The sequence below is a fragment of the Flavobacterium sp. genome (assembly GCF_044361015.1).
Taxonomy (GTDB): Bacteria; Bacteroidota; Bacteroidia; order Flavobacteriales; family Flavobacteriaceae; genus Flavobacterium.
The window spans coordinates 1-24420 of record NZ_JBIKJL010000040.1 but is presented as its reverse complement, the minus strand read 5'-3'; the positions used below and the strand labels follow the sequence as shown (position 1 = coordinate 24420).

The window sequence follows — 24420 nt, the reverse complement described above, 5'->3', positions numbered from 1 at the left end:
AGCTCCAGCAAACCGCTCAAAAAAACCGGGTTCAGGGCGAGGACTTGTAGCGGATATGCAGGATTAGCTTCATACTATTAATTTTATTGCCGTGTCATTTCGACGCAGGAGACCCGAGCGAAGCGAACAGGCAAAGCAAATCACATAACGCAAGATACTATTTTTGTTTTACCTCCATTAGATACTTTATGTGATTTCTCCCTCTGGTCGAAATGACACAGCGGGTAATTGCAGCAACCATTAATCCTCTACTAACAAGGTTTCATGATAGTAATTTACTCCGAAGTCAGGAGACGAAAGAGCAGAGTTTCATTACTTCGTCCGTTCGCCGTTGGCTCGGGTGTTGGCTTTGCAAGCCTAACGAAACTCTAGCTATTTGCGATCGCTTCTTATTTTTTTAATCGTTAATTCTATTTTTAATATCCATTCTTTCGTGCAAAATTCTTACAACTTCCATTTCTGAATTTTCTTCTCTTTTGCAAAATATTAAATGTGATTTCACTTTTGAATACCTATAATCTTTTCGAATGCTTCCAAAATCTGTAGTTGTTTCAAAGTTTACTGCCACAAATTCTATTTCGTCCATTATCAAATTATAATATCGGTTCGCTTGTTCAACTGACCAATTTTCGGCTGTGTAAATCCAAATATTATTTAAATCGTCTAATGCTTTTTCGCTAATGATATATTCCGCCATTACTTTTGGAAATTTTCGTTTAAGCGTTTTAGATTTTCTTTTCGGTCAAAATTTCGAATTTTTTCGCTTTTTTCACCGATTTCTAATTCTGCAATTAGAGATTTAGTTCGCATTTCTTCCTGTTCAAAATATCTCAAAGCAGTTCTAACCACTTCGCTAACAGAATTATATTTTCCAGTTGCAATTTGTCTGTTGATAAAACTTTCGTAATATTCTCCAATTAATATTGATGTATTTCGTGCCATAATTTAATGTTTTTTACAAATATACCAATTTATGGTATTTTGACATAAATTTTTGCTTATTTTTCCGGTTTTCTGTCGCTCGAAAGTGTCGCACAACTCTTTTATAAACGATACAAACCTTCATATATCCAACCAAACTTTAGGTGATTTGTGAAGGTTTAATCATTTATTTCTACTCTCAAAAATAGTACTTTTCTGTTGAAAATCAATTTTGAAACGGGTAATTGCACCAACCCCTAGCCCTGATAGCAGCGAAAAGCCCACAGCCGTGAACCCGAGTTTTTTAGTGGGAGGCTGAGCGACCTTGGGAGCTCCAGCAAACCACTTAAAAAAACCGGGTTCAGGGCGAGGACTTGCAGCGGAAAGCAGGATTAGCTTCATAAAATTAGTTTTATTGCCGTGTCATTTCGACGCAGGAGACCCGAGCGAAGCGAACAGGCAAAGCAAATCACATAACGCAAGATACTATTTTTGTTTTACCTCCATTAGATACTTTATGCGATTTCTCCCTCTGGTCGAAATGACACAGCGGGGTGTGTGATGCGATTGCTTCGTCAGTTCGCTATCGATCATGTTCTTCTGCGTTGGAATGACACTACAAAAAGGAAAATCGAAAACCACCCCGTCCGCCGGGGCGGACACCCCTCCAGAGGAGGGGAATGTTACTACTCCTTCACTACTTCTATCCATTGCCCCAATGTTCTCGCCGCATACGTATTGTCGTACATCGCTTCGGCTTGCATACCAGGTAAATAGTATCGACCCAAATACGACGCATTCAACAGCACTCGGAACGTTCTGGACTCGTTGGCTTTGAGTGCGAAATAGAAATTGGTGCGGTCGTCACGAATATCGATATGGTCAGCCACATTGTTGCCAAAACTGCCGAAATCGGTGAAACGGGTATTCACAATTTCAAAACCGGATGGGATAATTTGGGTTAATGCCAGATTTTCCACGCGTTCGTTGGTTTGGTTTCTAATAGTGATTTCGGCAATAAACTCAGTGCCTTGAGTAATTTTAGTCACGTTCACCGGAGCTCCACTTCTGCTTTTAAAGACCAAATTGGTAAACAACTTACTTTGCATTGCTTTTTCCTGACCAATCGGTAAAATTCCGCTAGTTAACACTCGCACATATAACGTATTGGATTTGGTGTTTTTTATGGTGATGGAATTGCTTCCGGTTTTTATTTCCAAATTTCTGTTTGCCAACGATTTAGCAGTTTTGATGCTTTGCGGTTTGCCATTCACAGAAAAATTTACTTCCACACCTTTTCCACCGTTTTGTTGAGCAAATTTGGACATAGCATATAAACTATAAGCCGTGGTTTGGGTGCTCATCCATTGGTCGGAAGCCATGTTTTTGGCCAAATCGGTTGCCATTTTGAAGGCTCTTTGTTTGTTGTCAATTAAAATTAGCGTTTCCAATGCCATCGCTTGATTGCGTTCAGGCGAACCGTAATAGTAGTAACTATTTGGATTAGTATCGTCAATTTTACTTTGGTTAAAGACACTTTGTGCCGCTTGTTTTTGCCCTGCCAACGCATAGGCGGCAGCTAAACGCAATTTACTTTCGTTGGAAATTCCGATAGTTTCCCGCAAACGGTTCATCGAAGCCATGTCGGGCGAACCGGCCAAGGCCAATGTGTATAAACGATAGGCTTGAGCAAAATCGTTACCGTTTTTGGCAAATCGCCATTCTTTGGACGCTTTTTGTTGGTAACCAATCCATTTGGCTTTGAAATTGAGTGGCAATACATAGCCTTTTTTCTCGGCTTCAATGAGGAAATGCCCCACGTAGGAGGAACTCCAATCGTCTGCATAATTTTGTCCACTCCAATAGGAGAATCCACCATTGGCAATTTGAAAACCACCCAATTTCTGGATACCGATTTTGATGTTTTTCTGAATTTCGGTTTTACGGTTTTGATCCAAATCGAAAATATCTGCCAAATACAATTGAGGGAACACACTCGATGTGGTTTGCTCCAAACAACCATGTGGATATTGAATTAAATATTGTATTCTACGACTAAAATCTATGGTTGGGAAAGATGAAACTTCCAATTGGGCTTTGTTGCTTCCAGCGACTCCGAAAGTTGAAACGGCAATTGTTTTTGAACTATTCGGTTCCAAAACTACATCGGTAAATTCAGTAGTTACCGGATTTGGGTTAGTGATGTCTAATTCTACTTCGTAGGTTGCTCTTTCGCTTCCGGAAGTGGCGATAACCTGTACTTTAGCTAATCCGGTGGCACTGCCTACTTCCAAATTAAAATACGCCATTTTTTCATCCGGTTGAGTGAAAGTTAATTTTTGAGAACTGCTTTCTATTACCCGAACACCATTATTGGTTTTGATTTGTATCGAAACATTTTTAACTTTAGATTCCATCGCAAAAATGGTTACCGGAAGTGTTACTTTTTCCGAAGGAGAAATTTTTCTTGGTAACGAAGCCAAGACCATTAAAGGTTTTCTCACCGGCGTTGTTTTTTCTGCTGAACCGTAAGCACTTGAATTAATATCGCCAGCCACGACCATTGTTCGAACAGAACCAACATAATTTGGCATTTTGATATGATGGATTTTGGCTTGTCCTTTTTCTAATTTGAATGGGCCAAGGTAAATTACAACCGGTTTAAAACGATTGGCTTTTTTGGCTTTACTTCCTCCTAAATCTTCATCACCTCCGATGCTGAAAACTTGGTTAATTCGTCCACCATACGCTCCTATTACCTCATCAAAAATATCCCAAGTTTTTACACCTAACGCTTCTCGGGTGTAGAAACTATTCCACGCATTTGGTGTTTTGAATCGAGTTAAATCTAACAAACCATCATCCACAATGGCCAAGGTATACGTCATCGCTTTTCCTGATTTTTCGCTTACGCGGATGTTCACTTTTTCTTCCGGTTTCAAGATTTCAGGCATACTGATTTGTGGTTCTATAATCGTGTTTTTATCGATTACTTCTATCGGCACAATACCGTACAAACGAATCGGTGAATCATTTAACGTGGACGCATGCGGTTGCAATAACGTGATGTTTACAAATACATTTGGAGCCATGTCGCTCGTAACCGGAATTTCTAATTTGGTCTCTCCTTTTTGTGTGGTTGCCCAGAAGGTTTTTACCACACGAGAACCATTTTCTAATGAAATTAATGCTCTTCCACCGGCACTGGAGGGAAAGGATATTTTAGCTTTTTCACCCACTGCATAATTTTTTTTATCGGTGGAAAACATCAACATAGAAGCATTAGAAGCATCGGTATTTCTGATTTTTCCAGACCAATATGGCCAATCAATCATTACAGTAGAACCGGTAGCGTGTCCACCTGTTTCATCAGTTACCCGAATCAGATAACGACCCCATTCATTTTCTTCATTTTTAAATTGCACGCTTGCTTTTCCACTTGTATTTGTACTAACTGTAAAATTCTTGTAGGACGAAGTTGAGTTATTAGAAACATAACTGGAAAGGTTGTCATAACTCGCATCCCACCACCATCGCCATTCCACTTTATAAACCTGAACTTTCAAGTTCTGTACTGCTTTCGGATTTCCTTTTTCATCTACAGTTACAATATCGTAGCGGTTCATTTTTCCGGTTTCTATTAAACCATATTTATTTGGATCGGGTGTTTTTAAACCTACATATGTTTTATATGGTGAAAGTGTCGCCACCATCACATCTGCACTAAAATCACCACCGTTTTCATAGACTTTTGTCATCAAACTGGCTTTTAACATACCCGGTGATTGGCTACTTACTTTAGGTTGAAAATTTACGGTTGCCTTTCCTTCACTATTCACTTTTCCTGTAAAAACAGTTGTTTCTTCCGTTTCAAATTGACGGATTGGGTCATCAAAATTATAATTGGCAAATCCTTTAAAAGTGGTTTTTTGTTGCATGATTTTAGCTTGCATTTCCATTTTTAAATCTTTTGCAATAGCACCATGTAACCAAGTCACTTCAACTTGACTTGTATTTATTTTGGAGGTTGATAAAATTTCAGAATCAAATTTATTTTTAATTTTTAGCCGATTGGGTTTAATAGTTTCAATCTTGATACTTTTATAAAACTTAGCTCCACCTATGCTGATAACTGCTTCCCAATTTCCTGTAGGATGACTATCCCGAGTGGGAATAATAAATTTGTAATGATTCAGGTCATTATATTTATGTACCGATTGAAAGGTTAATTTACCGTTTGGATCATTAAGTTTGAAATTAATAGGATGCGATTTATCCAATTTGCTCGCAGCATCATTCAACATAAAACTCAAAAACAAGGTGTCGCCAGGTCGCCAAACGCCTCTTTCACCATAAATATAACCTTTGAGTCCTTTTTGTAATTTTTCACCGGAAACATCAAAATTACTTACGGAAAGCGAATAGCCTTCATCTAATTTTACATAGGTAGATTGTTTCCCTTTTGTTACTATGGCAAAATAGGCATATTTGTTCAATTCGAATTTAGTAATTCCTTCTACATTTGTTATACCTGATGCTAATTTTTGTTGTTGAAAATTATAAAGTTCAACTGTTGCACCAGAAACCGGCTGGGTGTTAACAATATTTGTAACCGCAAAAAGATAAGAACCGTTTTCTCCTCTTTTAGCAATAACCCCTAAATCTGAAGCCAGTACATTCATCCCGATTGGTCCTCGACTATAATAATCATTTTCGCAAGGATCTTTGCTGTCGTACCAATCGTAATCATCATACCAATAATAATCATAATAATCATCATCGTTAGAACGCACTTCTTCCGTTTCTTCATCCTCTGATTCCGTTTCAGTAGTTGAACTTGAACATTTATACAAAGAATAACTTTTTTTGAAAGACAATTCTACGCGATAAATGGCTCCCGGCTCCGGAGAGATAACTTTGGCTAAATCTAAAGCAAAACTGTTCCACTTGCTGTAATTGGGTAATTTTTTATCAACTAAATTAATTGTCTTTTTTGCTACGGGTGAGGCAACTTTTCTCAGATTTCTTTTCCCATTTAAGTCATTGTCTTGTAAAAATTGAAGGATATTATTCTTATAAATTTTATAAATTTTTACGTCAACAGCTTTCAAATTAGCCGCTTCAAAGTTGATTTTTAAATTATTGGAACTAGGTAAAATTGTTCCGTTTTTCATGAAACGGATACCCGGTTTTATTTCATTGAAGGCAACTTTTTGTGTTTGTGTTTCTTTCATTTTATAGCCTTCCTCACTTTCGATACCTTGGAAAACTTCCACTAATAAATCTCCTTTAAGTGGTTCATTAAAAAACACTTTCAATATATTTCCTTCGATAGAAAATTTAGTGGCAATAGCAGTTTCTACTGAAACTAATCCTCTTAAATCCTGCCCTTTTTTAATAGGGTCAGAAAAATTGATAAACAACGACTGATTATCATCATCGCCAACCTCTAAGCCCACAATTTTAAAATTATTTTTACCCGGAATATCAAAATCTACCATTCCTTTTTGGTCGATGTCAAATGGATTTCCATTCCATGAAATTTTAATTTTACTATCTTCGACTTCCCGTTTAATGCTGTCGATGATAAATTTAAATTCTGTTCCTCGGCTAAATTCTTTATCAAATTTTATTTTTAATTTTGTTCCGTTTTGAGACGCTTCTACTAACTTAGACACGGTTTCAAAACTCATTTGATCACTGGTTTGAATGGTTCCGTTCAAAAATTGCCATTCTCTATTATACGATTGTAAATCCAATACATTAACTATAAAATCCTGTTTCAGTGTTTTAATGGAAAACTTAAATTCAGAAAGGTTTTTTGGTGTTTTGATGAGCTTGGATAATTTGAAAACAATCCGGTATTCTGTATCTTGTTCTAAAGGTTTTTCGGGAATAAACGCAATGGTATTAGAAGTCAATGCCATCATTTTTCCTTTTACAGCAGGAGATATATCAAATAAACTTTGATCAATTTCTTGATTGGGTTGCCATTCAGCTTTATCAAAAGCCAGCGTGACCCGAATATCAGTATTTGATGAAACCAATCCTGAACTGAAATTCAGAATATAGTCTTTGAACAATGAAAAATCGGAATTAAATTCTTCAGTAGAAACTTTTTTGCCACAAGAATGTAGCACCACAACAGCAACAAATAGTTGCACCAAACGTTTGATTGACATTGTTCAATAAGATTAAAAGTGGAACGAAAAAATGAGGTATACTTAATTGCGATAACACAAAAAGTATTCCAAATATTGTGTTAAAAGTAATTAATCTTTTAAGAAGAAAAATTATGTTAATTTATTTTCTTTTCAATGCAAAAAAACGCACCATCAAATCGGATGCCTCTTGACTCAAAACTCCTGAAATTACATGGGTTTTTTTATGTAATTGAGTTCCCAAAGTTATAAAACCACGTTGTTCATCACGAGCTCCAAACACGATTTTAGAAATTTGACTCCAGTACAATGCTCCGGCACACATTTGACATGGTTCTAACGTTACGTACAACGTACATCCTTTTAAATATTTTCCACCTAAGAAATTGGCTGCGGAAGTAATGGCTTGTATTTCTGCATGAGCGGTGACATCGTTGAGCAATTCGGTTAAATTATGCGTTCGTGCAATGATTTTATTATCAACAACGATCAAAGCCCCAACGGGAACCTCGCCTTTTTCAAAAGCAATTTCTGCTTCTAGTAAAGCTTTTTTCATAAAATACTCGTCGGTGAAAGGATTTTCCATAGAAACAAAAATACAATTTCAATTCGTACATTTGTGCTATGGTTGAAAATTTACTTTCCTATATTGATTCTCCGAATGATTTACGAAAATTAACCGTAAACCAATTACCACAACTTGCTCAGGAATTAAGAGATTTTATCATTGACGTTGTTTCTGTAAAAGAAGGTCATTTAGGAGCCAGTTTGGGTGTTGTTGAATTAACCATTGCTTTACATTACGTTTTTCAAACCCCAAACGATTTATTGGTTTGGGATGTTGGCCATCAAGCGTATGGTCATAAAATATTAACCGGAAGAAAAGTTGTTTTTCATACCAATCGTCAATTAGGTGGGATTTCTGGATTTCCAAAAAGAAGTGAAAGTGAATTTGATACGTTTGGTGTTGGTCACTCCTCTACGTCTATTTCTGCTGCTTTGGGAATGGCAATTGCCTCCCAACTCAAAAGTGAAAACAAACACCATATTGCTGTGATAGGCGATGCGTCCATTGCGAGCGGAATGGCCTTTGAGGGTTTGAATCATGCCGGTGTTACTGATGCTAATTTGTTAGTGATTTTAAATGACAATGCCATTGGAATTGACCCTAGTGTAGGTGCGTTGAAAAATTATCTCACGGCTGTGAAAAAAGGCAAAAATCCGAAACAAAACAACATGATTAAATCGTTAAATTTTGACTATTCCGGTCCGATTGACGGTCATGATATTTTTGCAATTATTGCTGAATTGGAACGATTGAAAAAAGTAAAAGGTCCAAAGTTTTTGCACGTCATAACCACGAAAGGAAAGGGACTTCAGAAAGCAGAAGAAGATCAAGTAAAATACCATGCGCCCGGTAAGTTTGATAAATTAACCGGTGAAATTCATTTGAAAGAAGAAAGTCATTTACCTCCTAAATTTCAAGATGTTTTTGGTTTGACTTTAGTAGAATTGGCTCAACAAAATAAGAAAATTATTGGCATTACTCCTGCTATGCCAACCGGTAGCTCCTTAAAATTTATGATGGATGCTTTTCCGGAAAGAGCTTTTGATGTAGGTATTGCTGAACAGCATGCAGTGACATTATCGGCTGGAATGGCTACCCAAGGAATGGTCGTTTTTTGTAACATTTATTCTACTTTTTTACAACGGGCATATGATCAGGTGATTCATGATGTTGCCTTGCAAAATCTTCCGGTCATTTTTTGTTTAGATAGAGCAGGATTAGTAGGTGAAGACGGAGCTACTCATCACGGTGTTTTTGATTTATCCTACTTACGTTGCATTCCAAATATGATTGTTTTTTCCCCCAGAAACGAAATTGAATTACGAAACATGCTTTATACCGCTCAATTAGGATTAAATCATCCGATTGCTATCCGTTATCCAAGAGGAAGGGGAGAAATTGTCGATTGGCAAATTCCCTTTCAAAAAACAGAAATTGGAAAAGCATGTTTGTTAAAAAAAGGATCAAAAGTAGCCGTCTTGTCCAATGGTTTTATTGGAAAAAATGTGACAGCTGCTTTAACTTTAATTTCAGCTCAAAATGAATTTTCTCATTATGATTTCCCTTTTGTAAAACCATTGGATGAACAACTTTTGACTTCAATTTTTAAGGAACACGAAAGTATTATCACCTTGGAGGATGGAACAATTATAGGTGGGTTTGGGTCAGGAATATTGGAATTTAAAGCTAAAAACAAGTACAAAAATGAGGTTCAGGTTTTAGGAATTCCCGATGAATTTATTGAACAAGGTACCATTGATGAACTACAACGTTTTAGTAAAATTAACGTTGAAAGTTTGGTCTCCATTTTGTCAACTTATTCAAAATGGTGACTTTTGCAAAAGTCTTATTACTATTTTGTCTATGAAATCTATTTCACCACTTTATTTTTATTACTCTCATCTTGCGTTCTTTTTCACAACCTATACAAACAGTGAAAGATTATACCCTTAAAGACACTACTTATTGGGTTCAGAAAAAAATAGTAGGATTAGACATTACTCAAATTGCATTTCTAAAATGGAATGCCGGAGGAAACAGTTCTATTTCAGGCTTATTTAAGGGTGATTTTTCGAGAAAATATACCAAATAAATGTCTTATGGAATAATGAAATGAGCATTCGATACGGTATCAACAAACAAGATGATCGAGAGCTTCGAAAAACAGATGATGGCTTTTCGATTCTTTCAAACTATGGTTATAAAACGGACCTTAATTCCAATTGGTTCAGTTCTGCCCGGTTTAATTTCAATACAAAATTTACGAATGGTTATGCCTATCCGAATACAGATACTCCAATTTCAAAGTTTTTTGCTCCGGCTTATGTTTTTTTGGGAATTGGGAGTGAGTATAACCGAAAAAATTGGAATGCAAATTTTTATTTTTCGCTTTTAACTTTAAAAACCATCTTCGTTTTAAACCAACGTTTAGCCGATTTGGGTTCGTACGGAGTGAAAAAAGCGATTTACCATAAAGAAGGGAACCTGTTAAAAAGAAGCTGAAAAAGCCGAACAGAATTAGGTATGCTTTTCAATAATTACTGGAAATCGGAAATCTACAAAAACATGACATTAGAAAACAGATTGTCATTAGGCATTGGCGTAGTTTAGTTTTTTAAAATAAAAAAACCCGGAATCCGGGTTTTATATATTAAAATCTCATTAATTAGTTTTTAATAATCTTCTGAGAAAAGTTTAATTCATCTGCATTTACTTTTACTATATACATTCCTGATTGAAGATGTGTTAAATTAATATTTTTAGTATTATTAAAATTAACTTCATTTTCTTGGTAAACGATTCTACCATTTAAATCAACAATTTGAATGGCAACTTTTCCAGAGAATTGATTTACCTGAATAGTAAACATTCCATTGGAAGGATTTGGATATACTTTAAACACATCGTTTGTAGCAAAATAATCAACCGACAAGGTACAGTTTGGACCAGCTGGTGGCATTGTGAAATCTTCCACTTGATCGGTAGAACTATTTCTATTTCCAGAAGAGGCATTTAAACCTAAACCTCTATTGGCAAACACTTCCCATATCATACAAAAATCTTGTCCGCCAGTTGTAGCCTGATCTGCAGCAATTAATGCATTTCTTGCTTCCACAAAAGTTGGAGAACAAGGCTGTAATTTCAATCCATCAAGTACTAAACGCATAATCTTATTGTTCCCTCCAGTACCGGTATAAATATTTGAATCATAACCATATTTATTTATATATGCCCATGTTAAATCCCATAAAGTAGTTGCCCATACAGAACCAACACCATGAGGAACCGCTTCTGTATTCGTACTATTGAATGTCATTGGGTTGATACTCATATCAGTTGAATATGGATAAGTTCTAATTCCAACTCCATCAATTGGCTGGCTAACTGCAAAAGTTCCAATCCCTTTAATAGCAGTTCCAACATCTCCTGGTTTCAATTGCATCATTAAAGCGAACCAATCGGACCAACCCTCACCCATTTGTTCAGCATTACCTAAACAACTGGAATTGTTTCTACCACCGGCTAAACGGATGGAGATACCATGACCAAATTCGTGAGAAATAATTCCATTATCAAAAGAACCATCGGCATTAATAAATATTTCAATTGGATCTTGTAATGTAGCATTTACAGTTCCTAAAGCGATTTGAGCAATTATTGCATCCCCAATTTCTTTAGTTACACTGATAGCAGGAATTGTAATAGTTGCATCTCCACCACCCATAATAATATTACCTTCCACATTATTAACAACAATTACAGCTACAGCACCAGCATTTTGAGCATTTTTAACTTTTTCAACAAATAAACAAGTTCCGCGTCTAACAACACATATTTTTCCTTCAATTTCAGCCGCATTGATAGCTGGTGTACAAGCATCCGTGTTATCCGGTAAACCATCATTATACAAAACTAAATTAGTGGTAATTCCGTTTGGAGCAGTTGGTAAAGCAACGTAACCAGGATTAAAATTATTAACACGAGTTGGGTAAGACCCAGCAATATTTGTTGGTGAATTTACTATTAATGACAATGTTGGTGGACCCACATCCCATAAAAACATTTGGACTCTTCCTCTTTGTCCATCTATTGGAGCAGAGAAATTAGCATTATTTGTACCTGAACCATCTTGAGCGTCTGCAAATACATAATCATTTGCTGTGCCTCCTCTACCATAATTGTTTGCTTGATAGTTCCCATTCGCTTCGTCAAAACCATATCGATACCAAACATCGTGCATAATATTTGTCATGTAAAACAAGTTGGTAATAGCAGCGTTTGTATACGATGTAGGTTGAGAGCTATTTCCGCCATAAGGAAAATCAAAAATTAATTCTGTCCCCCCATTGGCGGATTGACCATTTCCATTAAGACCGGCAATATCTTCTTTTGACCAAGTATTATTCCCTCTGGTAGTTGTATATTCATTTCCTATTGCTCCATTGGTATCATGCCAACCATAAGGAGACGCTAAAATGTCGTGAGGAGTTGATATTAATTGTCTTGAACCATGATTTGGACTTTCAATATTATATGGAAAAACACGGTAAGAGCCAGACATTGTTTCTAATGGCAACGCCTCCGCTTTAATTATTTTTTTTGAAAATGAATAAGAATGATTATGATTTTTATGGTCTGTCCCAAAACTACAATTGATTACTAAGTCTTGTTTTTCAAGTAGTTCCGCGGAAATTGCATCTATTCGGATGCTCCATAGATTTTTGTGGTTAAGGCTATAGAATGTAAAATCCCATGCTAATCTTAATTTATTTTCATTATTTAACTGATATACTAACTTTGCTAAAACAGGCTCATTTAAGCCTATTGCATCATTAATTTTATAGTAATTTGCTCGAATGGTTTCTTGAATTGAAAATACATCAGAAGGTGTAATTTCAAATAAAGAATAAGCAATTGCCAATGCTTGTGTCACTGTATAATTTGGTATTGTCGTATTTACGCGATGTACTAAATTACTTTCAAAACGATTTCCTACATAAAACACTTCTCCATTTTTAATAGAAAAATTACTTTGAGCATGAAATATTTCTATACCTTGATAACGTTGCTTTATATAATAATTAGTAATTCCTGTAGAAGATGAAGTTGCTTCACTTTCAACAAACCAATCATTTATATCTTGAGAAGTAATTCCTAATTCATTAAAATTTGTATTCAAATACTCTTGAATTTTTTGTTGTTCTTGTTGAGCCGTCGCTACTACTGCAAAAAGCATCAAAATCAATTGAGTAATTTTTTTCATAAAGTTGTTGTTTGTGATTTTAAATGCCAAATATATAATTATTTTCATCTTTTTGATTAAATATAAAAAAATCTATGCTTTTTTTAACTGTTGTTTGAAGATATTATTTTATTGAGCAGTATAGCATTACCATCCGTTAATAATGAAATATAATGTGAAATATGTAATAAACGCTCGTATAACGTGTCTTTATTCACTTGGTATTTTTCAGGCAATACTTTTAACAATAAAATATCATAATTAGACATTTTACCATGGTATTGATTATTGAATGCTGTTATAAATTTATCCAATAAATTATTGATAACGTGATACCCGGTAATCTCCTTTTCTATAACTTCACGACTTTGGTATATTTTTTTAACACTCAATTTGATGATATCATCCATCTGTGCTTTGTATTTGCTTTTATCTGTTAAGGCAAAAGGAAATTGTCCTTTTAAAATACTCTCTTCATTTTCAATAAAAATCCGAACTGCATCATTAATTAAGCTTCCAATGGCTAAAGCACGTAGGTAACTAATTCTATCTTCCTTAGTTTGTAACGAATTGTATTTAGAAACATCAATGCTGTCTTTTACTAACTTTATCAAGTACTCTAAAGCAAAATCTTCATTCACTAAACCTAAATTTATTCCATCTTCAAAATCGATAATTGTGTAACAAATGTCGTCAGCTGCTTCCACTAAATAAGCTAATGGATGTCTTTCATAGCCAATATTGTCGCAGGTTTTATTAGAAATCAATCCTAATTCTTCCGCTACTTCTTTAAAAAATTCTTTGTCTTGTTGGAAAAAACCATATTTTTTATCGGCTATGTTTTGAGTAGGTTTTTTGGGTAAACTTTCTTTGGGATATTTCATAAATGCTCCCAAAGTTGCATACGAAATCCGAAGTCCTCCTTCAATGCTGGGTCGTGAACCTGTTAGCACCGAGAAACCATTGGCATTCCCTTCAAAATCCACCAAATCCTGCCATTGTTTGGGAGTCAATTGCTCTTTGTATTGCAGTCCTTTTCCAGTTTTAAAATACTCTCCAATGGCTTTCTCACCTGAATGTCCAAAAGGTGGATTGCCGATGTCATGTGCCAAACAAGCCGCGGCCACAATTGCCCCGAAATCATTCATTTGATAGCCGTGGACTTCCTGTAAATGGGGATATTTTTCAATGATTTTTTTTCCTACCAATCTTCCGATTGACCGACCCACAACAGAAACTTCTAAACTATGCGTTAAACGTGTATGCACAAAATCGGTTTTTGATAGTGGAATTACCTGCGTTTTGTCCTGCAAACTTCTGAAAGCAGCAGAAAAAATGATTCGATCGTAATCTACTTCAAATCCCAGACGGGTATCGTCTTGTTCCGAACGTAAACGTTTGCCAGTATCTCCCTGTCTTTTTAGTGATAAAAGTTGTTCCCACTGCATCATACTTCCTGACCTATTTCGTTAATGGAATTTGCCGTCTCATTTTCCAAATTATACTTACTTAAATCCACAACCACTGTTTTTGAAATTGAATCGTGCCACCCTCTACCAGCTTCTCCAAAAAATGAAAATGCTTCAAAGGGGATCATTCTTGATAGCGTTCGGTATAGAATTTTATCTACTTCAGGTTTTTGTCCTTCCTCTGTTAGAATTTTAGTATTGGTTATATATTTTCCCAATGTTCTTCCTGTTAAGGATTCAAAAACCAAGTAATAAATAATTAAAATAACAATTCCCATCGCATATTCGCCCAAATTCCCCATATTATCAATCCATGCTACATATTCATAATCACCGGTTATATTTGCTAAAATTACCATTAAGACTCCAAAGCCAGCACCAATAATTAATTGACCTATATAATCAATCACAAAGTTTGCAAAACGTTTACTTTTTGAAGCATACATTTGAGGCGTAATTTTATTTTTCCTTACAGAAGTTTCCATTAATTAAAAATTTGAGTTAATAAAGCATTTATTACTAGGAGCGAATTAAATAAGCACTACTTTTTCTCATTAGCCAAAAAGAAGTTTCTGGATTTTTTAGGATACTTGTTGTAACTGATATCACTTGGGTTTTCAATCACCGTTTTGATATTTATTTTATCTCCAATTTTAAAACCGGCCTCGGTGTATTTATAATCCAACAAATATTCGCCACAGAAATAATTTCCATTTTCATCTTTCTCGATGATTCCTGTATAGACGCCTTTTTTATCTTTTGACATATGATTTGGTTTTATTTATTCTTAACTTCTTTAATCATTGATTTGAAAGAAAAAAGAAAAGGTCTGATTACATATAAAACTAATAATAAAATAAAAAAAGAACTAATAACATTTTTCTGAATTTCATATTCTGAATAAAAAACCAATCTTTTTACTTTACTTTCTAAATCCAACATTAAAGGTGAATGTTTCTCATATTTCACTTCAAATATTTTTTTATTTCTAATTAATTCATCAAAATCTTCATCAAAATTTTTCATGAAAAAATTACTATATTTATTAGTATACTCGCTTTCTCTTACATATAAACCTTTATCAGTATGGAATAATTTTTCTCTTGTCACGCTCTTAAGTTCTAAATATTCTGAGTTTATATTGTCTTTATTGATTTCTATCAATTTTTTTAAAGAGTATAGTTTATTATTTACCACATATTCATCTTCAAAAACTACATGATTTTTTCTTTTTTCAGAAAGAATGCTTTTATATTCATTTTCATATTCTACCTTTTTAATTTCCGAATACCTATTATTCATTATTAAAAACAAAAATATTAATAGTTCTATGACAATAATAAAACTAAAAATATATAATTCTCTCCTTGCTTTTTTCTCATACAACTTCTTCTCTAAATCACTCATTTTTTCAAGTAATTTGTATGAAAAATAGAACATTGCTGAAGGAATTGTTAAATAAATTAAAAACCTAAAATAACTCATTGACCCATAGTCAGAAAACAATGAACCATGATACGTTGTATTAGTTCTCAGTTCATAAGGAACCAAAAAAGCTATAATTATAGCTATTATTAGAAAGTAAACAAAAAAAGCTATTTTTTGGAAGACATTTGGTTTCATGATGGTAATTAAAAATGCTTACTTATGAATTTGAAACAATGTAAATATCCATTTATACTTAACTTTAAGTGGTTTTTGAAATATTCAGGCATTCCATTTTTCCAGTCCCATAGATCCTTAATCTTAACCTCATTATCATTGGATCTATAAATAATTTCATATTCATATTCGGTTTCAAATTGATAATAATGAACAATTTTCTTTCTTTTAGAATTAAATTCCTTAAATTCATTTTTAGCAAAATTTTTCAAAAAAATAAAATCTTCATCAGTAGAATATCTTTTAGTTTGGTCAATCTTTTCAATTACATTATAAAAACCTATTTGAAATTCTTTAATTTCTATTTTCAAATACAATGCTAAAACATCTCCTATTCTATCCCAAAAATTATATAGCTTTTCATAACAACAACTAACATTAGCAGAATAAATCCAATCTGAAAAATTTTGATTATATGTTGTAATTTTTTCATCTAAGATATTCGCTATTTCATTTGTTGGATTATTTATGTTCGGATGAAATATGAACAAATTAGCTGTAAATAATTTTAAATCACTATTGCAGTTTTTAATCTCTGATAGTAATAACATCAGGTTATCATTTTGCTTCTCAATTTCTTCTGCTTCGAGTTCATCGTTATTGCTTAAATATTTTTCTCTATATTTTTCTATCATCTCAGCCTGAATTTTGAAATATTCTTCCAGATCAGACAAACCTATTAATTTTTGATGTTTAAAAACGTCAAAAATTTGTTTTTCAAAATTAAATTCAAAACTATTTTCTAACATATTTCTATTTAAAAAAACAAAACAGCTCTCAAAATTAAGAACTGTTTATTGCTTAATGACTTTAAGATAATTTATCAGGATTTTTACTTAAATTATTAGTCTCGGAATTTACTCTTCTTTCTAACTTTCTAATATCCTCTTCAGGAGGCACATTTTCAGGTACGATATCTCTTTCTAACAATAGTTTTCGAACGCCTTTATTATTTTTTACATGTTCACTTGAAATTGCACTTTCTGATGCTAATCCTTTCCCTTTAGTATTGTAAACTGTTATTTCAGTGGCAAAATCCTTAGCTTTTATAATAATAGTTGGTAAAAAATCAGCTAAAGGTCTATTATCTGGAATACCAAGTGTTTTTTTCATTTGATTGGTGTTTTTACCACCAAAAAGAGCTTGGTCTCCTTTACTTCTAATAATACCAAAGTTTTTATCGTTACCTGTTTTCTCATAAATAAGTTCAGAAAGTTCCTTTTCAGATAAAGTAAGTTTTTGTCTTGCGTTTAATCTTTCCCAGTCATCTATTCTTTTGGCAATTACTTCAAACTTTCTTGTTTGTATCGCAAAATAATTTTGTGCAAATGCAATTTCTTCTTTTCTCGGATCACCATTTTGAGCAACTAAATAACATGCGTACCTAGTAAGCATGATGTCATCAATTTCTCTATCTGTTCCTGAACCAATTGGAACCATTTTGTTGACGTCAACAAAATGGTCTGAAATTGAGTTTCCAGAAGCTTCACAGGATGTTTTAGCTTTGAGAATTACTTTATTGAAATTTCTCCATTCAGAATATCCCAACAAATGTTGAATATCTCTTGCAAACCAAAACTCAATTCCATTTTCTGTGTTTTGAGAATGGTCTTCAAAATTATTTGTTAAACTTTTAATAACTTCTGTTTTCATTTTTTCTATATGGCTTTTAGTTTTAAATAGAAGTAAGTTTTACGAACCACACATTTCACAATCTTCCGGACCTGCATTTTTAGCCATTTCAATCATGGCACGGTATTCCTCGGGAGACATTTCTACGGGTTCGTTTAAAACAGCTATCGTTTCTAATCTTTTAGTTAAAACAACTTGCTCAATCACTTCAACAGGCTCAGCTTTTTTGTCGTTATTTAAGGTAAACTTAATGGCGTCAACAGCCGATTTGGTACGCAAATAGTACATTCCTGTTTTTAAACCTGACTGCCAAGCGTAGAAATGCATAGAAGTTAATTTAGCGTAGGTTGCTCCTTCCATAAACAAGTTCAACGACTGCGATTGGTCAATGAAATAACCTCTTTGACGCGACATATCAATGATGTCTTTCATACTCATTTCCCACACCGTTTTGTATAATTCCTTGATGTCTTGCGGAATTCCATCGATATTTTGTACCGATCCATTATGACGCATGATTTCTTGTTTTAAGGTATCATTCCACAATCCAAGTTTTACCAAATCTTCCAAAAGGTGTTTGTTTACTACAATGAATTCTCCTGAAAGTACTCGACGTGTGTAAATATTAGAAGTGTAAGGCTCAAAAGCTTCGTTATTTCCTAAGATCTGTGATGTTGAAGCGGTTGGCATTGGAGCGACTAACAAGGAGTTTCTCACACCATGTTCTACTACTTCTTTACGTAAACTTTCCCAATCCCATCTTCCGGATAAATCGCTGTCTTTTAATCCCCAAAGGTTGTATTGGAATTCACCTTCAGAAATGGGCGAACCTTTGAACGTGGAATACGCTCCTTCTTCTTTAGCCATTTCCATGGAAGCGGTAACGGCTGCAAAATAGAGGGTTTCAAAAATATCCTGGTTCATTTGTTTGGCTTCGTCGCTCGTAAACGGTAAACGAAGTAAAATAAACGCATCGGCCAAACCTTGCACTCCTAATCCAATTGGACGGTGACGCATGTTGGAATTTTCCGCTTCCGGAACCGGATAATAATTTCGATCGATTACGCGGTTTAAGTTTCTTGTGACGCGTTTGGTTACGTCATATAATTTCTGATGGTCAAATTTGCCGTTTTCAATAAACATTGGCAATGAAATAGAGGCCAAATTACAAACTGCAATTTCATCGGGTGACGTATATTCCAAAATCTCCGTACATAAATTCGATGAACGAATCGTTCCTAAATTTTTCTGGTTTGATTTTCTATTTGCCGCATCTTTGTACAACATGTAAGGCGTACCTGTTTCGATTTGCGATTCTAAGATTTTCTCCCAAAGTTCGCGAGCACGAACCGTTTTTCTGCCTTTTCCGGCTGCTTCATATTTGTGGTACAACGCTTCAAATTCATCACCATAAACATCACACAATCCCGGACATTCGTTTGGACACATTAGCGTCCACGAAGCATCGTCTTGTACGCGTTTCATGAATAAATCGGATGTCCACATAGCAAAGAACAAATCTCTGGCTCGCATTTCTTCCTTACCGGTATTCTTTTTCAAATCTAAAAATTCATAAATATCCGCGTGCCATGTTTCTAAATAAATAGCAAAACTTCCTTTTCTTTTTCCTCCACCTTGATCAACGTAACGAGCGGTGTCGTTAAACACACGCAACATTGGTACGATTCCGTTAGATGTTCCGTTTGTGCCTCGAATATAGGATCCTGTTGCACGAACATTGTGGATAGAAAGACCGATTCCCCCCGCAGATTGCGAAATTTTAGCAGTTTGTTTTAACGTATCATAAATTCCATCGATGCTATCATCTTTCATGGTTAACAAAAAACACGAGGACATTTGTGGTTTTGGTGTTCCGGCATTAAATAAGGTTGGTGTGGCGTGTGTGAAAAACTTTTTCGACATCAACTCGTACGTTTCTTTTACCGCTTCGATGTCATTCAAATGAATTCCAACCGAAACACGCATCAACATATGTTGGGGTCGCTCGACAATTTTTCCGTTGATTTTTAGCAAATACGAACGTTCTAAAGTTTTGAAACCGAAATAATCATAATTAAAATCTCTGTTATAAATAATCATCGAATCCAATTCTTCTGCATTGGCTTTGATTACTTCATACACCTCTTCGGAAAGCAAAGGCGATTGTTGACCCGTACGTGGATTTACGTAAAAGTACATATCTGCCATTGTTTCTGAGAACGATTTTTTGGTGTTTTTATGTAAGTTGGAAACAGCAATACGTGCTGCTAATTGTGCATAATCGGGGTGAGCAATCGTCATTGACGCAGCAGTTTCGGCTGCTAAATTATCTAATTCTGAAGTCGTTACACCATCATACAATCCTTCGATTACTCGCATGGCTACTTTTACAGAATCTACTAAATCATTTAATCCGTAACATAATTTTTTAATTCTGTCCGTGATTTTGTCAAACATTACCGGCTCTTTGTGGCCGTCTCTTTTTACTACATACATACTTCTACATGTTTTTAAAACAGAAAATCCCTTTTACTGTTTTGGGTTATTTGTTAGTTAGTTTGGGAAGCTAATCCCGGTATTATTATTCAACTCCGTCAGAGTTTTAAACTCTGACGGAGTTTAAATTATATTAAAAATCAGCGTCGAAACTAATTTTTTGTGAATCTGAATCGGTACTCATTACCCCTGCTTTTTGGTATTCCGCCACACGTTTTTCAAAGAAATTGGTTTTTCCTTGTAGCGAAATCATGTCCATAAAATCAAATGGGTTGGATGAATTGTATACTCTTTCGCATCCTAATTCTACTAATAATCGGTCGGCAACAAACTCTAAATATTGGGTCATTAAGGTAGCATTCATTCCAATTAAACTTACCGGAAGCGATTCTGTAATAAATTCTCTTTCAATAGTCAAAGCGTCAGTGATAATTTCGGTAATTCTTGCTTTTGATACTTTATTGACCAAATGGTGGTTGTGTAAATGCACGGCAAAGTCACAATGAACGCCTTCGTCACGCGAAATTAATTCGTTTGAGAAAGTCAGACCTGGCATTAACCCACGTTTTTTCAACCAGAAAATGGAACAAAAAGCCCCTGAAAAGAAAATTCCTTCTACGGCTGCAAAAGCAATTAATCGTTCTGCGAATGAATCGGAACCAATCCATTTCAATGCCCAATTGGCTTTCTTTTGAATGGCGGGAAATACATCTAAAGCATGAAACAATTGGTCTTTTTCTTTTTCATCTTTCACATAGGTATCAATCAATAACGAATAGGTTTCGCTGTGAATGTTTTCCATCATGATTTGAAAACCGTAGAAAAATTTTGCTTCCGGATATTGCACTTCGTTGACGAAATTCTCTGCTAAGTTTTCGTTTACGATACCATCAGAAGCTGCGAAAAATGCTAAAATATGTTTGATGAAAAACTTTTCATCGCCGTTTAATTTGGTATTCCAATCGGATAAGTCTTGGTGCAAATCAATTTCTTCTGCGGTCCAGAAACTCGCCTCCATTTTTTTGTACCATTCCCAAATATCATGATGTTTGATTGGGAAAATTACAAATCTATCTTTATTTTCCTGCAAAATCGGTTCTACTGCTGCCATCTTTTTCTTTTTATATGTTGTTATGAAGATTATTTTATCTGAAATGAGAGTTACAAAGATTGCAATTCAAAACGGTAAATGAAAGGCAAACTTATTCACAATCAGGAATAGTTTTTAACAAAGCACAATAAAATGTGCAGTTGTAAATTTCAATCACAAGCATTTGCTAATCAATTATTTAAAAATGTTTTTATTGGACTCCCGAAGGAACTCACATAAAATTTAAGAAATGTTTAAAAGGAAAAATTCGACGAAATTTACCTTCCTTTTTGGTATTCTTGGCTTACTTTTTCAAGTTCTTGGTACCACTCTTGGCCAAATTTTCGCACAAGAGCTTCTTTGACAAATTTATAAACCGGTACTTCCAGTTCTTTGCCCAACGAACAGGCGGGGCTGCAAATATCCCATTTATGGTAATTGACTGCAGAAAAATCAGAGAATTCTTTGATTCGAATAGGATATAAATGGCAGGAAACGGGTTTTTTCCAGGTGACAATTCCTTGATTATAGGCTTGTTCGATGCCACACAACGCTGTTTTTCCATCAAAAATTACGTAAGCACAATCTTTACCATCAATTAGTGGTGTTTCAAAATCGCCATCTTCGCCTTTTACCCAAGCACCTTGTGCCTCGATTGCCTCAATTCCTTCTTTGCGAAGAAAGGGTTTTACTTTGGGATAAATCTCTTCTAAAATTTGTGTTTCTTCTTTACTTAAAGGAGCTCCCGCATCACCATCTATACAACATGCCCCGTGACAAGCAGTTAAATTGCAGACGAATTCTTTTTCCAGAATTTCTTCAGACACGATGGTTTTCCCTAGTTGAAACATACAAATGATACTAAAATTACAATGGCAAAGGTACAAAGGAATGTTTGAAACGCCGTTTGAAATTAGCCTAATTATTCGATGGTAATATAGTTAAATAGTCATTAAAAAGGGTAATTTTGCAACAAATATCAACTAGTAATGGAATTAGATTTAAGAGAAATTTTTACTGCAACCATGGTTTTATTTGCTGTTATTGATATAATAGGGAGTATCCCTATTATTATCGATTTACGCAATAAAGTTGGCCACATTCATTCTGAAAAAGCTTCAATTGTAGCCTGCATTATGATGATTGCATTTTTATTTGTGGGAGAAACCATTCTAAGTTTAATCGGAATTGATATCAATTCGTTTGCCGTAGCCGGTTCGTTTGTGCTTTTCTTTTTAGCATTGGAAATGATTTTAGGAATAAAACTTTACCGAGATGAACAAAATGAATCCACTTCAATTGTTCCTATCGCTTTTCCGTTGATTGCCGGAGCAGGAACGATGACAACTATTTTATCTATTCGAGCAGAATATCAAACAGTAAACATTATTATTGCCATCATTTTAAATATTATTTTGGTTTATGGTGTTTTAAAATCCTCTGCCAAGATTGAACGATTATTGACAAAAAATGGTCTGAGCGTCATACGTAAAGTATTTGGTGTTGTCCTTTTAGCTATCGCTGTTAAATTATTTGCTGCTAATGTTAAAGGATTGTTCGAATAAATTGATTTTTAATACTTTTGTTTCTTTAAATTGTAACGATGAAACTGTTTACTTCTATTTTATTGGTGTTGGCTTTTGGCTTAATCATTTTCAACTTAACACAGTTAGATTATGCTAATCTTTTTGCACAAGAAAGTATGATTGCCTTGATTGGTATTGTAGCTGCTTTTTGTGCCATTTTGATTTTACTCATCTTTAGAATGTCAAAAACTATTGAAGACAAACTAAAAGACCAAGAATAAATGTTTGATTTACTTATCATTGGTGGAGGTGTATCAGGTGTGTCTTGTTCCCTTTTGCTTGGTTCTGCTCAAAACAAGCCTTTTGCTTCGGATAAAAAAATCGGACTCATTACCCATCAAAAAGCTTCCTCGCTTCAAGAAGCTTTGTTTAATAATGCTTACGGAATTGCTGCCGGAAAACTAGGGAGTGATCTTTTAAGTGAAAGTTTAGCTCATCTTCAATCAACCTATCCACATATTCACCAATTTCCAGACGAAAAAGTAATGAAAATTGAAGGTAATCGCGGAAATTATTCTGTTACAACCAACAAAAACAAATATCAAACAAAATTAGTTGTTATCGGTATTGGAGCCGGAAATCCTTTTACGATTGAAGGCTTGGAAGAATTTGTCATTCCACATCAAAAAACAAATCCTGAAAAAAACCGAATTCAACTTCGCAACACCGATCATTTAGTAAAAGACGGAATTTACGTTTGTGGTGTTTTAGCGGGTTGGCGAAGTCAATTACCTATTGCAGCAGGAAGCGGAGCTGCAGTAGCGACAGACATTTTAACTTTGTGGAATGATGGAAATCATGTTCAGGTGCATGATAGTTTGAAGAAATAGTTGTCGGTTGTCTGTTATCTGACTAACCGAAAAATTATCGTTTCATTTCTCGCAAAAGCAAGTTTCACAATATCAAATCGCCAATTTTGATTAATTTGAGGAAAATTTTGATGCATTTTATTTAAAAATTCATCCCAACCTTTGTTTTCTTCGTTAAAAAGAAGTTTAAAATCTTTAAAAAATAATTCCAAACAAATTACATCTTCTGAATATAAATCAATTTTGTATCCAATAATTTTTTCAACATCTGTCTATTTAAAAGATTTTCTTTTTCCACGGAAAACAAATGAAAAGGAATTTGCATCATAAATAAAATCTTCAAAATCAACTGACATCAATTTCTAATTTATTGCTTTAAAACTTCCAAAATCATTGAATCATTTTTTAACCTGATTTCAAAGTATTTTTCTTCATCAAATAATTGTCTTGCAAATTCAGCTATGATGTAATGTTTTACCATTGCTTTATGACTACTTAATGAAAAGTTTACACCGCTGGATTTTAAATAATCCTGAAAAAGTTGCACATATAAATCAGTTGTTTCCGCTTTTTTGTAAAACGTTTCAAAAGAAATTCCTTCAAATTCAGTGCGGTTTTTGTCTATTTGTTCAAAAACAAAATAACTTATTACCCCCGATTGCATTAACATTTCCAAGGCTTCATCACCGTGCTTTCCTTGTAAAGGCACAAAAATATCCGGAATAATTCCGCCGCCACCATAAACTGTTCTCCCTTTGAGTGTTTTATATTTTAAGCTGTCGGC

General features: G+C 34.5%; 20 protein-coding genes and 1 pseudogene. 6 read left to right on the top strand and 15 right to left on the bottom strand.

Features of this window, described 5'->3' with window-relative positions:
• Positions 1 to 397 precede the first annotated feature (397 nt).
• The 4 genes from ACIQ2Z_RS09885 to ACIQ2Z_RS09870 all read right to left on the bottom strand — a co-directional run bounded on the left by ACIQ2Z_RS09885 (position 398) and on the right by ACIQ2Z_RS09870 (position 7668).
• Positions 398 to 697, bottom strand: coding sequence for a type II toxin-antitoxin system RelE/ParE family toxin (locus ACIQ2Z_RS09885; RefSeq protein ID WP_396183976.1), 300 nt, complete (start codon positions 695 to 697; stop codon positions 398 to 400).
• Positions 697 to 942, bottom strand: a complete 246-nt coding sequence (locus ACIQ2Z_RS09880; RefSeq protein ID WP_396183975.1) for a type II toxin-antitoxin system ParD family antitoxin — start codon at positions 940 to 942, stop codon at positions 697 to 699. The genes ACIQ2Z_RS09885 and ACIQ2Z_RS09880 overlap by 1 nt, the downstream gene beginning before the upstream one ends.
• Before the next feature lie 665 nt (positions 943 to 1607).
• Complete coding sequence (locus tag ACIQ2Z_RS09875; protein WP_396183974.1) at positions 1608 to 7103, bottom strand: alpha-2-macroglobulin family protein; 5496 nt, start codon at positions 7101 to 7103, stop codon at positions 1608 to 1610.
• 121 nt (positions 7104 to 7224) lie between these two features.
• Entirely contained in the window at positions 7225 to 7668 is a 444-nt protein-coding gene (locus ACIQ2Z_RS09870) for a nucleoside deaminase (protein ID WP_396183973.1), read from the bottom strand.
• Between the two features lie 38 nt (positions 7669 to 7706).
• Here ACIQ2Z_RS09870 and ACIQ2Z_RS09865 point away from each other — a divergent pair, with 38 nt between their 5' ends.
• The 3 genes from ACIQ2Z_RS09865 (at position 7707) to ACIQ2Z_RS09855 (ending at position 10152) form a co-directional block, all read left to right on the top strand.
• Positions 7707 to 9482, top strand: a complete 1776-nt coding sequence (locus ACIQ2Z_RS09865) for a 1-deoxy-D-xylulose-5-phosphate synthase (RefSeq protein ID WP_396183972.1) — start codon at positions 7707 to 7709, stop codon at positions 9480 to 9482.
• 101 nt (positions 9483 to 9583) lie between these two features.
• A complete protein-coding gene (locus tag ACIQ2Z_RS09860; protein WP_396183971.1) occupies positions 9584 to 9742 on the top strand; it encodes a hypothetical protein in 159 nt (52 codons plus the stop codon).
• The gene (locus ACIQ2Z_RS09855; RefSeq protein WP_396183978.1) at positions 9730 to 10152 is read left to right on the top strand and encodes a DUF3078 domain-containing protein; all 423 of its coding nucleotides are present in this window, start codon (positions 9730 to 9732) and stop codon (positions 10150 to 10152) included. The genes ACIQ2Z_RS09860 and ACIQ2Z_RS09855 overlap by 13 nt, the downstream gene beginning before the upstream one ends.
• Before the next feature lie 163 nt (positions 10153 to 10315).
• Here the strand turns inward: ACIQ2Z_RS09855 and ACIQ2Z_RS09850 are convergent, their stop codons facing one another.
• The 10 genes from ACIQ2Z_RS09850 to ACIQ2Z_RS09805 all read right to left on the bottom strand — a co-directional run bounded on the left by ACIQ2Z_RS09850 (position 10316) and on the right by ACIQ2Z_RS09805 (position 22092).
• Positions 10316 to 12913 (bottom strand): T9SS-dependent M36 family metallopeptidase, encoded by a 2598-nt coding sequence (locus ACIQ2Z_RS09850; RefSeq protein ID WP_396183970.1) that lies wholly within the window; start codon positions 12911 to 12913, stop codon positions 10316 to 10318.
• An 83-nt stretch (positions 12914 to 12996) separates the two neighbouring features.
• On the bottom strand, positions 12997 to 14340 hold the full coding sequence (locus tag ACIQ2Z_RS09845) for a deoxyguanosinetriphosphate triphosphohydrolase (RefSeq protein ID WP_396183977.1): 1344 nt from the start codon (positions 14338 to 14340) through the stop codon (positions 12997 to 12999).
• Positions 14340 to 14846, bottom strand: a complete 507-nt coding sequence (locus ACIQ2Z_RS09840; RefSeq protein ID WP_396183969.1) for an RDD family protein — start codon at positions 14844 to 14846, stop codon at positions 14340 to 14342. Before ACIQ2Z_RS09840 ends, ACIQ2Z_RS09845 begins: the two co-directional genes overlap by 1 nt.
• A gap of 56 nt (positions 14847 to 14902) precedes the next feature.
• On the bottom strand, positions 14903 to 15127 hold the full coding sequence (locus ACIQ2Z_RS09835; protein ID WP_396174841.1) for a hypothetical protein: 225 nt from the start codon (positions 15125 to 15127) through the stop codon (positions 14903 to 14905).
• A gap of 11 nt (positions 15128 to 15138) precedes the next feature.
• On the bottom strand, positions 15139 to 15768 hold the full coding sequence (locus tag ACIQ2Z_RS09830) for a hypothetical protein (RefSeq protein WP_396183968.1): 630 nt from the start codon (positions 15766 to 15768) through the stop codon (positions 15139 to 15141).
• A gap of 224 nt (positions 15769 to 15992) precedes the next feature.
• On the bottom strand, positions 15993 to 16772 hold the full coding sequence (locus ACIQ2Z_RS09825) for a hypothetical protein (protein WP_396183967.1): 780 nt from the start codon (positions 16770 to 16772) through the stop codon (positions 15993 to 15995).
• 61 nt (positions 16773 to 16833) lie between these two features.
• Complete coding sequence (dinD, locus tag ACIQ2Z_RS09820; RefSeq protein ID WP_396183966.1) at positions 16834 to 17676, bottom strand: DNA damage-inducible protein D; 843 nt, start codon at positions 17674 to 17676, stop codon at positions 16834 to 16836.
• Positions 17677 to 17715: 39 nt separating this feature from the next.
• Positions 17716 to 20151 carry a ribonucleoside-diphosphate reductase subunit alpha gene (locus ACIQ2Z_RS09815; RefSeq protein WP_396183965.1) on the bottom strand — a complete coding sequence of 812 codons (2436 nt, stop codon included), beginning with the start codon at positions 20149 to 20151 and terminating at the stop codon, positions 17716 to 17718.
• 133 nt (positions 20152 to 20284) lie between these two features.
• Complete coding sequence (locus ACIQ2Z_RS09810) at positions 20285 to 21262, bottom strand: ribonucleotide-diphosphate reductase subunit beta (RefSeq protein WP_396183964.1); 978 nt, start codon at positions 21260 to 21262, stop codon at positions 20285 to 20287.
• A 257-nt stretch (positions 21263 to 21519) separates the two neighbouring features.
• A complete protein-coding gene (locus ACIQ2Z_RS09805; RefSeq protein WP_396183963.1) occupies positions 21520 to 22092 on the bottom strand; it encodes a DUF3109 family protein in 573 nt (190 codons plus the stop codon).
• Between the two features lie 138 nt (positions 22093 to 22230).
• Between ACIQ2Z_RS09805 and ACIQ2Z_RS09800 the strand changes: the two genes are divergently transcribed.
• Genes ACIQ2Z_RS09800 through ACIQ2Z_RS09790 form a run of 3 tightly spaced genes read left to right on the top strand, consistent with a single transcriptional unit; the run spans position 22231 to position 23657 of the window.
• Positions 22231 to 22806, top strand: coding sequence for a MarC family protein (locus ACIQ2Z_RS09800; RefSeq protein WP_396183962.1), 576 nt, complete (start codon positions 22231 to 22233; stop codon positions 22804 to 22806).
• Between the two features lie 38 nt (positions 22807 to 22844).
• Positions 22845 to 23048, top strand: coding sequence for a hypothetical protein (locus ACIQ2Z_RS09795; protein WP_290857936.1), 204 nt, complete (start codon positions 22845 to 22847; stop codon positions 23046 to 23048).
• Complete coding sequence (locus ACIQ2Z_RS09790; protein ID WP_396183961.1) at positions 23049 to 23657, top strand: FAD-dependent oxidoreductase; 609 nt, start codon at positions 23049 to 23051, stop codon at positions 23655 to 23657.
• Between the two features lie 346 nt (positions 23658 to 24003).
• On the opposite strand, the pseudogene ACIQ2Z_RS09785 reads toward ACIQ2Z_RS09790, so the two are convergent.
• A pseudogene (locus tag ACIQ2Z_RS09785) lies at positions 24004 to 24420 on the bottom strand (peptidase S41); the annotation flags it as partial.

What these genes read in the sequence shown, in the direction of transcription:
- ACIQ2Z_RS09800 (WP_396183962.1), top strand. Translation starts at nt 22,231, where the DNA reads ATGGAATTAGATTTAAGAGAAATTTTTACTGCAACCATGGTTTTATTT.
- ACIQ2Z_RS09810 (WP_396183964.1), bottom strand. Translation starts at nt 21,262, where the DNA reads ATGGCAGCAGTAGAACCGATTTTGCAGGAAAATAAAGATAGATTTGTA.
- ACIQ2Z_RS09885 (WP_396183976.1), bottom strand. Translation starts at nt 697, where the DNA reads ATGGCGGAATATATCATTAGCGAAAAAGCATTAGACGATTTAAATAAT.
- ACIQ2Z_RS09840 (WP_396183969.1), bottom strand. Translation starts at nt 14,846, where the DNA reads ATGGAAACTTCTGTAAGGAAAAATAAAATTACGCCTCAAATGTATGCT.
- ACIQ2Z_RS09865 (WP_396183972.1), top strand. Translation starts at nt 7,707, where the DNA reads ATGGTTGAAAATTTACTTTCCTATATTGATTCTCCGAATGATTTACGA.
- ACIQ2Z_RS09850 (WP_396183970.1), bottom strand. Translation starts at nt 12,913, where the DNA reads ATGAAAAAAATTACTCAATTGATTTTGATGCTTTTTGCAGTAGTAGCG.
- ACIQ2Z_RS09870 (WP_396183973.1), bottom strand. Translation starts at nt 7,668, where the DNA reads ATGGAAAATCCTTTCACCGACGAGTATTTTATGAAAAAAGCTTTACTA.
- ACIQ2Z_RS09805 (WP_396183963.1), bottom strand. Translation starts at nt 22,092, where the DNA reads ATGTTTCAACTAGGGAAAACCATCGTGTCTGAAGAAATTCTGGAAAAA.
- dinD (WP_396183966.1), bottom strand. Translation starts at nt 17,676, where the DNA reads ATGAAAACAGAAGTTATTAAAAGTTTAACAAATAATTTTGAAGACCAT.
- ACIQ2Z_RS09835 (WP_396174841.1), bottom strand. Translation starts at nt 15,127, where the DNA reads ATGTCAAAAGATAAAAAAGGCGTCTATACAGGAATCATCGAGAAAGAT.
- ACIQ2Z_RS09845 (WP_396183977.1), bottom strand. Translation starts at nt 14,340, where the DNA reads ATGCAGTGGGAACAACTTTTATCACTAAAAAGACAGGGAGATACTGGC.
- ACIQ2Z_RS09830 (WP_396183968.1), bottom strand. Translation starts at nt 15,768, where the DNA reads ATGAGTGATTTAGAGAAGAAGTTGTATGAGAAAAAAGCAAGGAGAGAA.
- ACIQ2Z_RS09825 (WP_396183967.1), bottom strand. Translation starts at nt 16,772, where the DNA reads ATGTTAGAAAATAGTTTTGAATTTAATTTTGAAAAACAAATTTTTGAC.
- ACIQ2Z_RS09790 (WP_396183961.1), top strand. Translation starts at nt 23,049, where the DNA reads ATGTTTGATTTACTTATCATTGGTGGAGGTGTATCAGGTGTGTCTTGT.
- ACIQ2Z_RS09880 (WP_396183975.1), bottom strand. Translation starts at nt 942, where the DNA reads ATGGCACGAAATACATCAATATTAATTGGAGAATATTACGAAAGTTTT.
- ACIQ2Z_RS09875 (WP_396183974.1), bottom strand. Translation starts at nt 7,103, where the DNA reads ATGTCAATCAAACGTTTGGTGCAACTATTTGTTGCTGTTGTGGTGCTA.
- ACIQ2Z_RS09795 (WP_290857936.1), top strand. Translation starts at nt 22,845, where the DNA reads ATGAAACTGTTTACTTCTATTTTATTGGTGTTGGCTTTTGGCTTAATC.
- ACIQ2Z_RS09815 (WP_396183965.1), bottom strand. Translation starts at nt 20,151, where the DNA reads ATGTATGTAGTAAAAAGAGACGGCCACAAAGAGCCGGTAATGTTTGAC.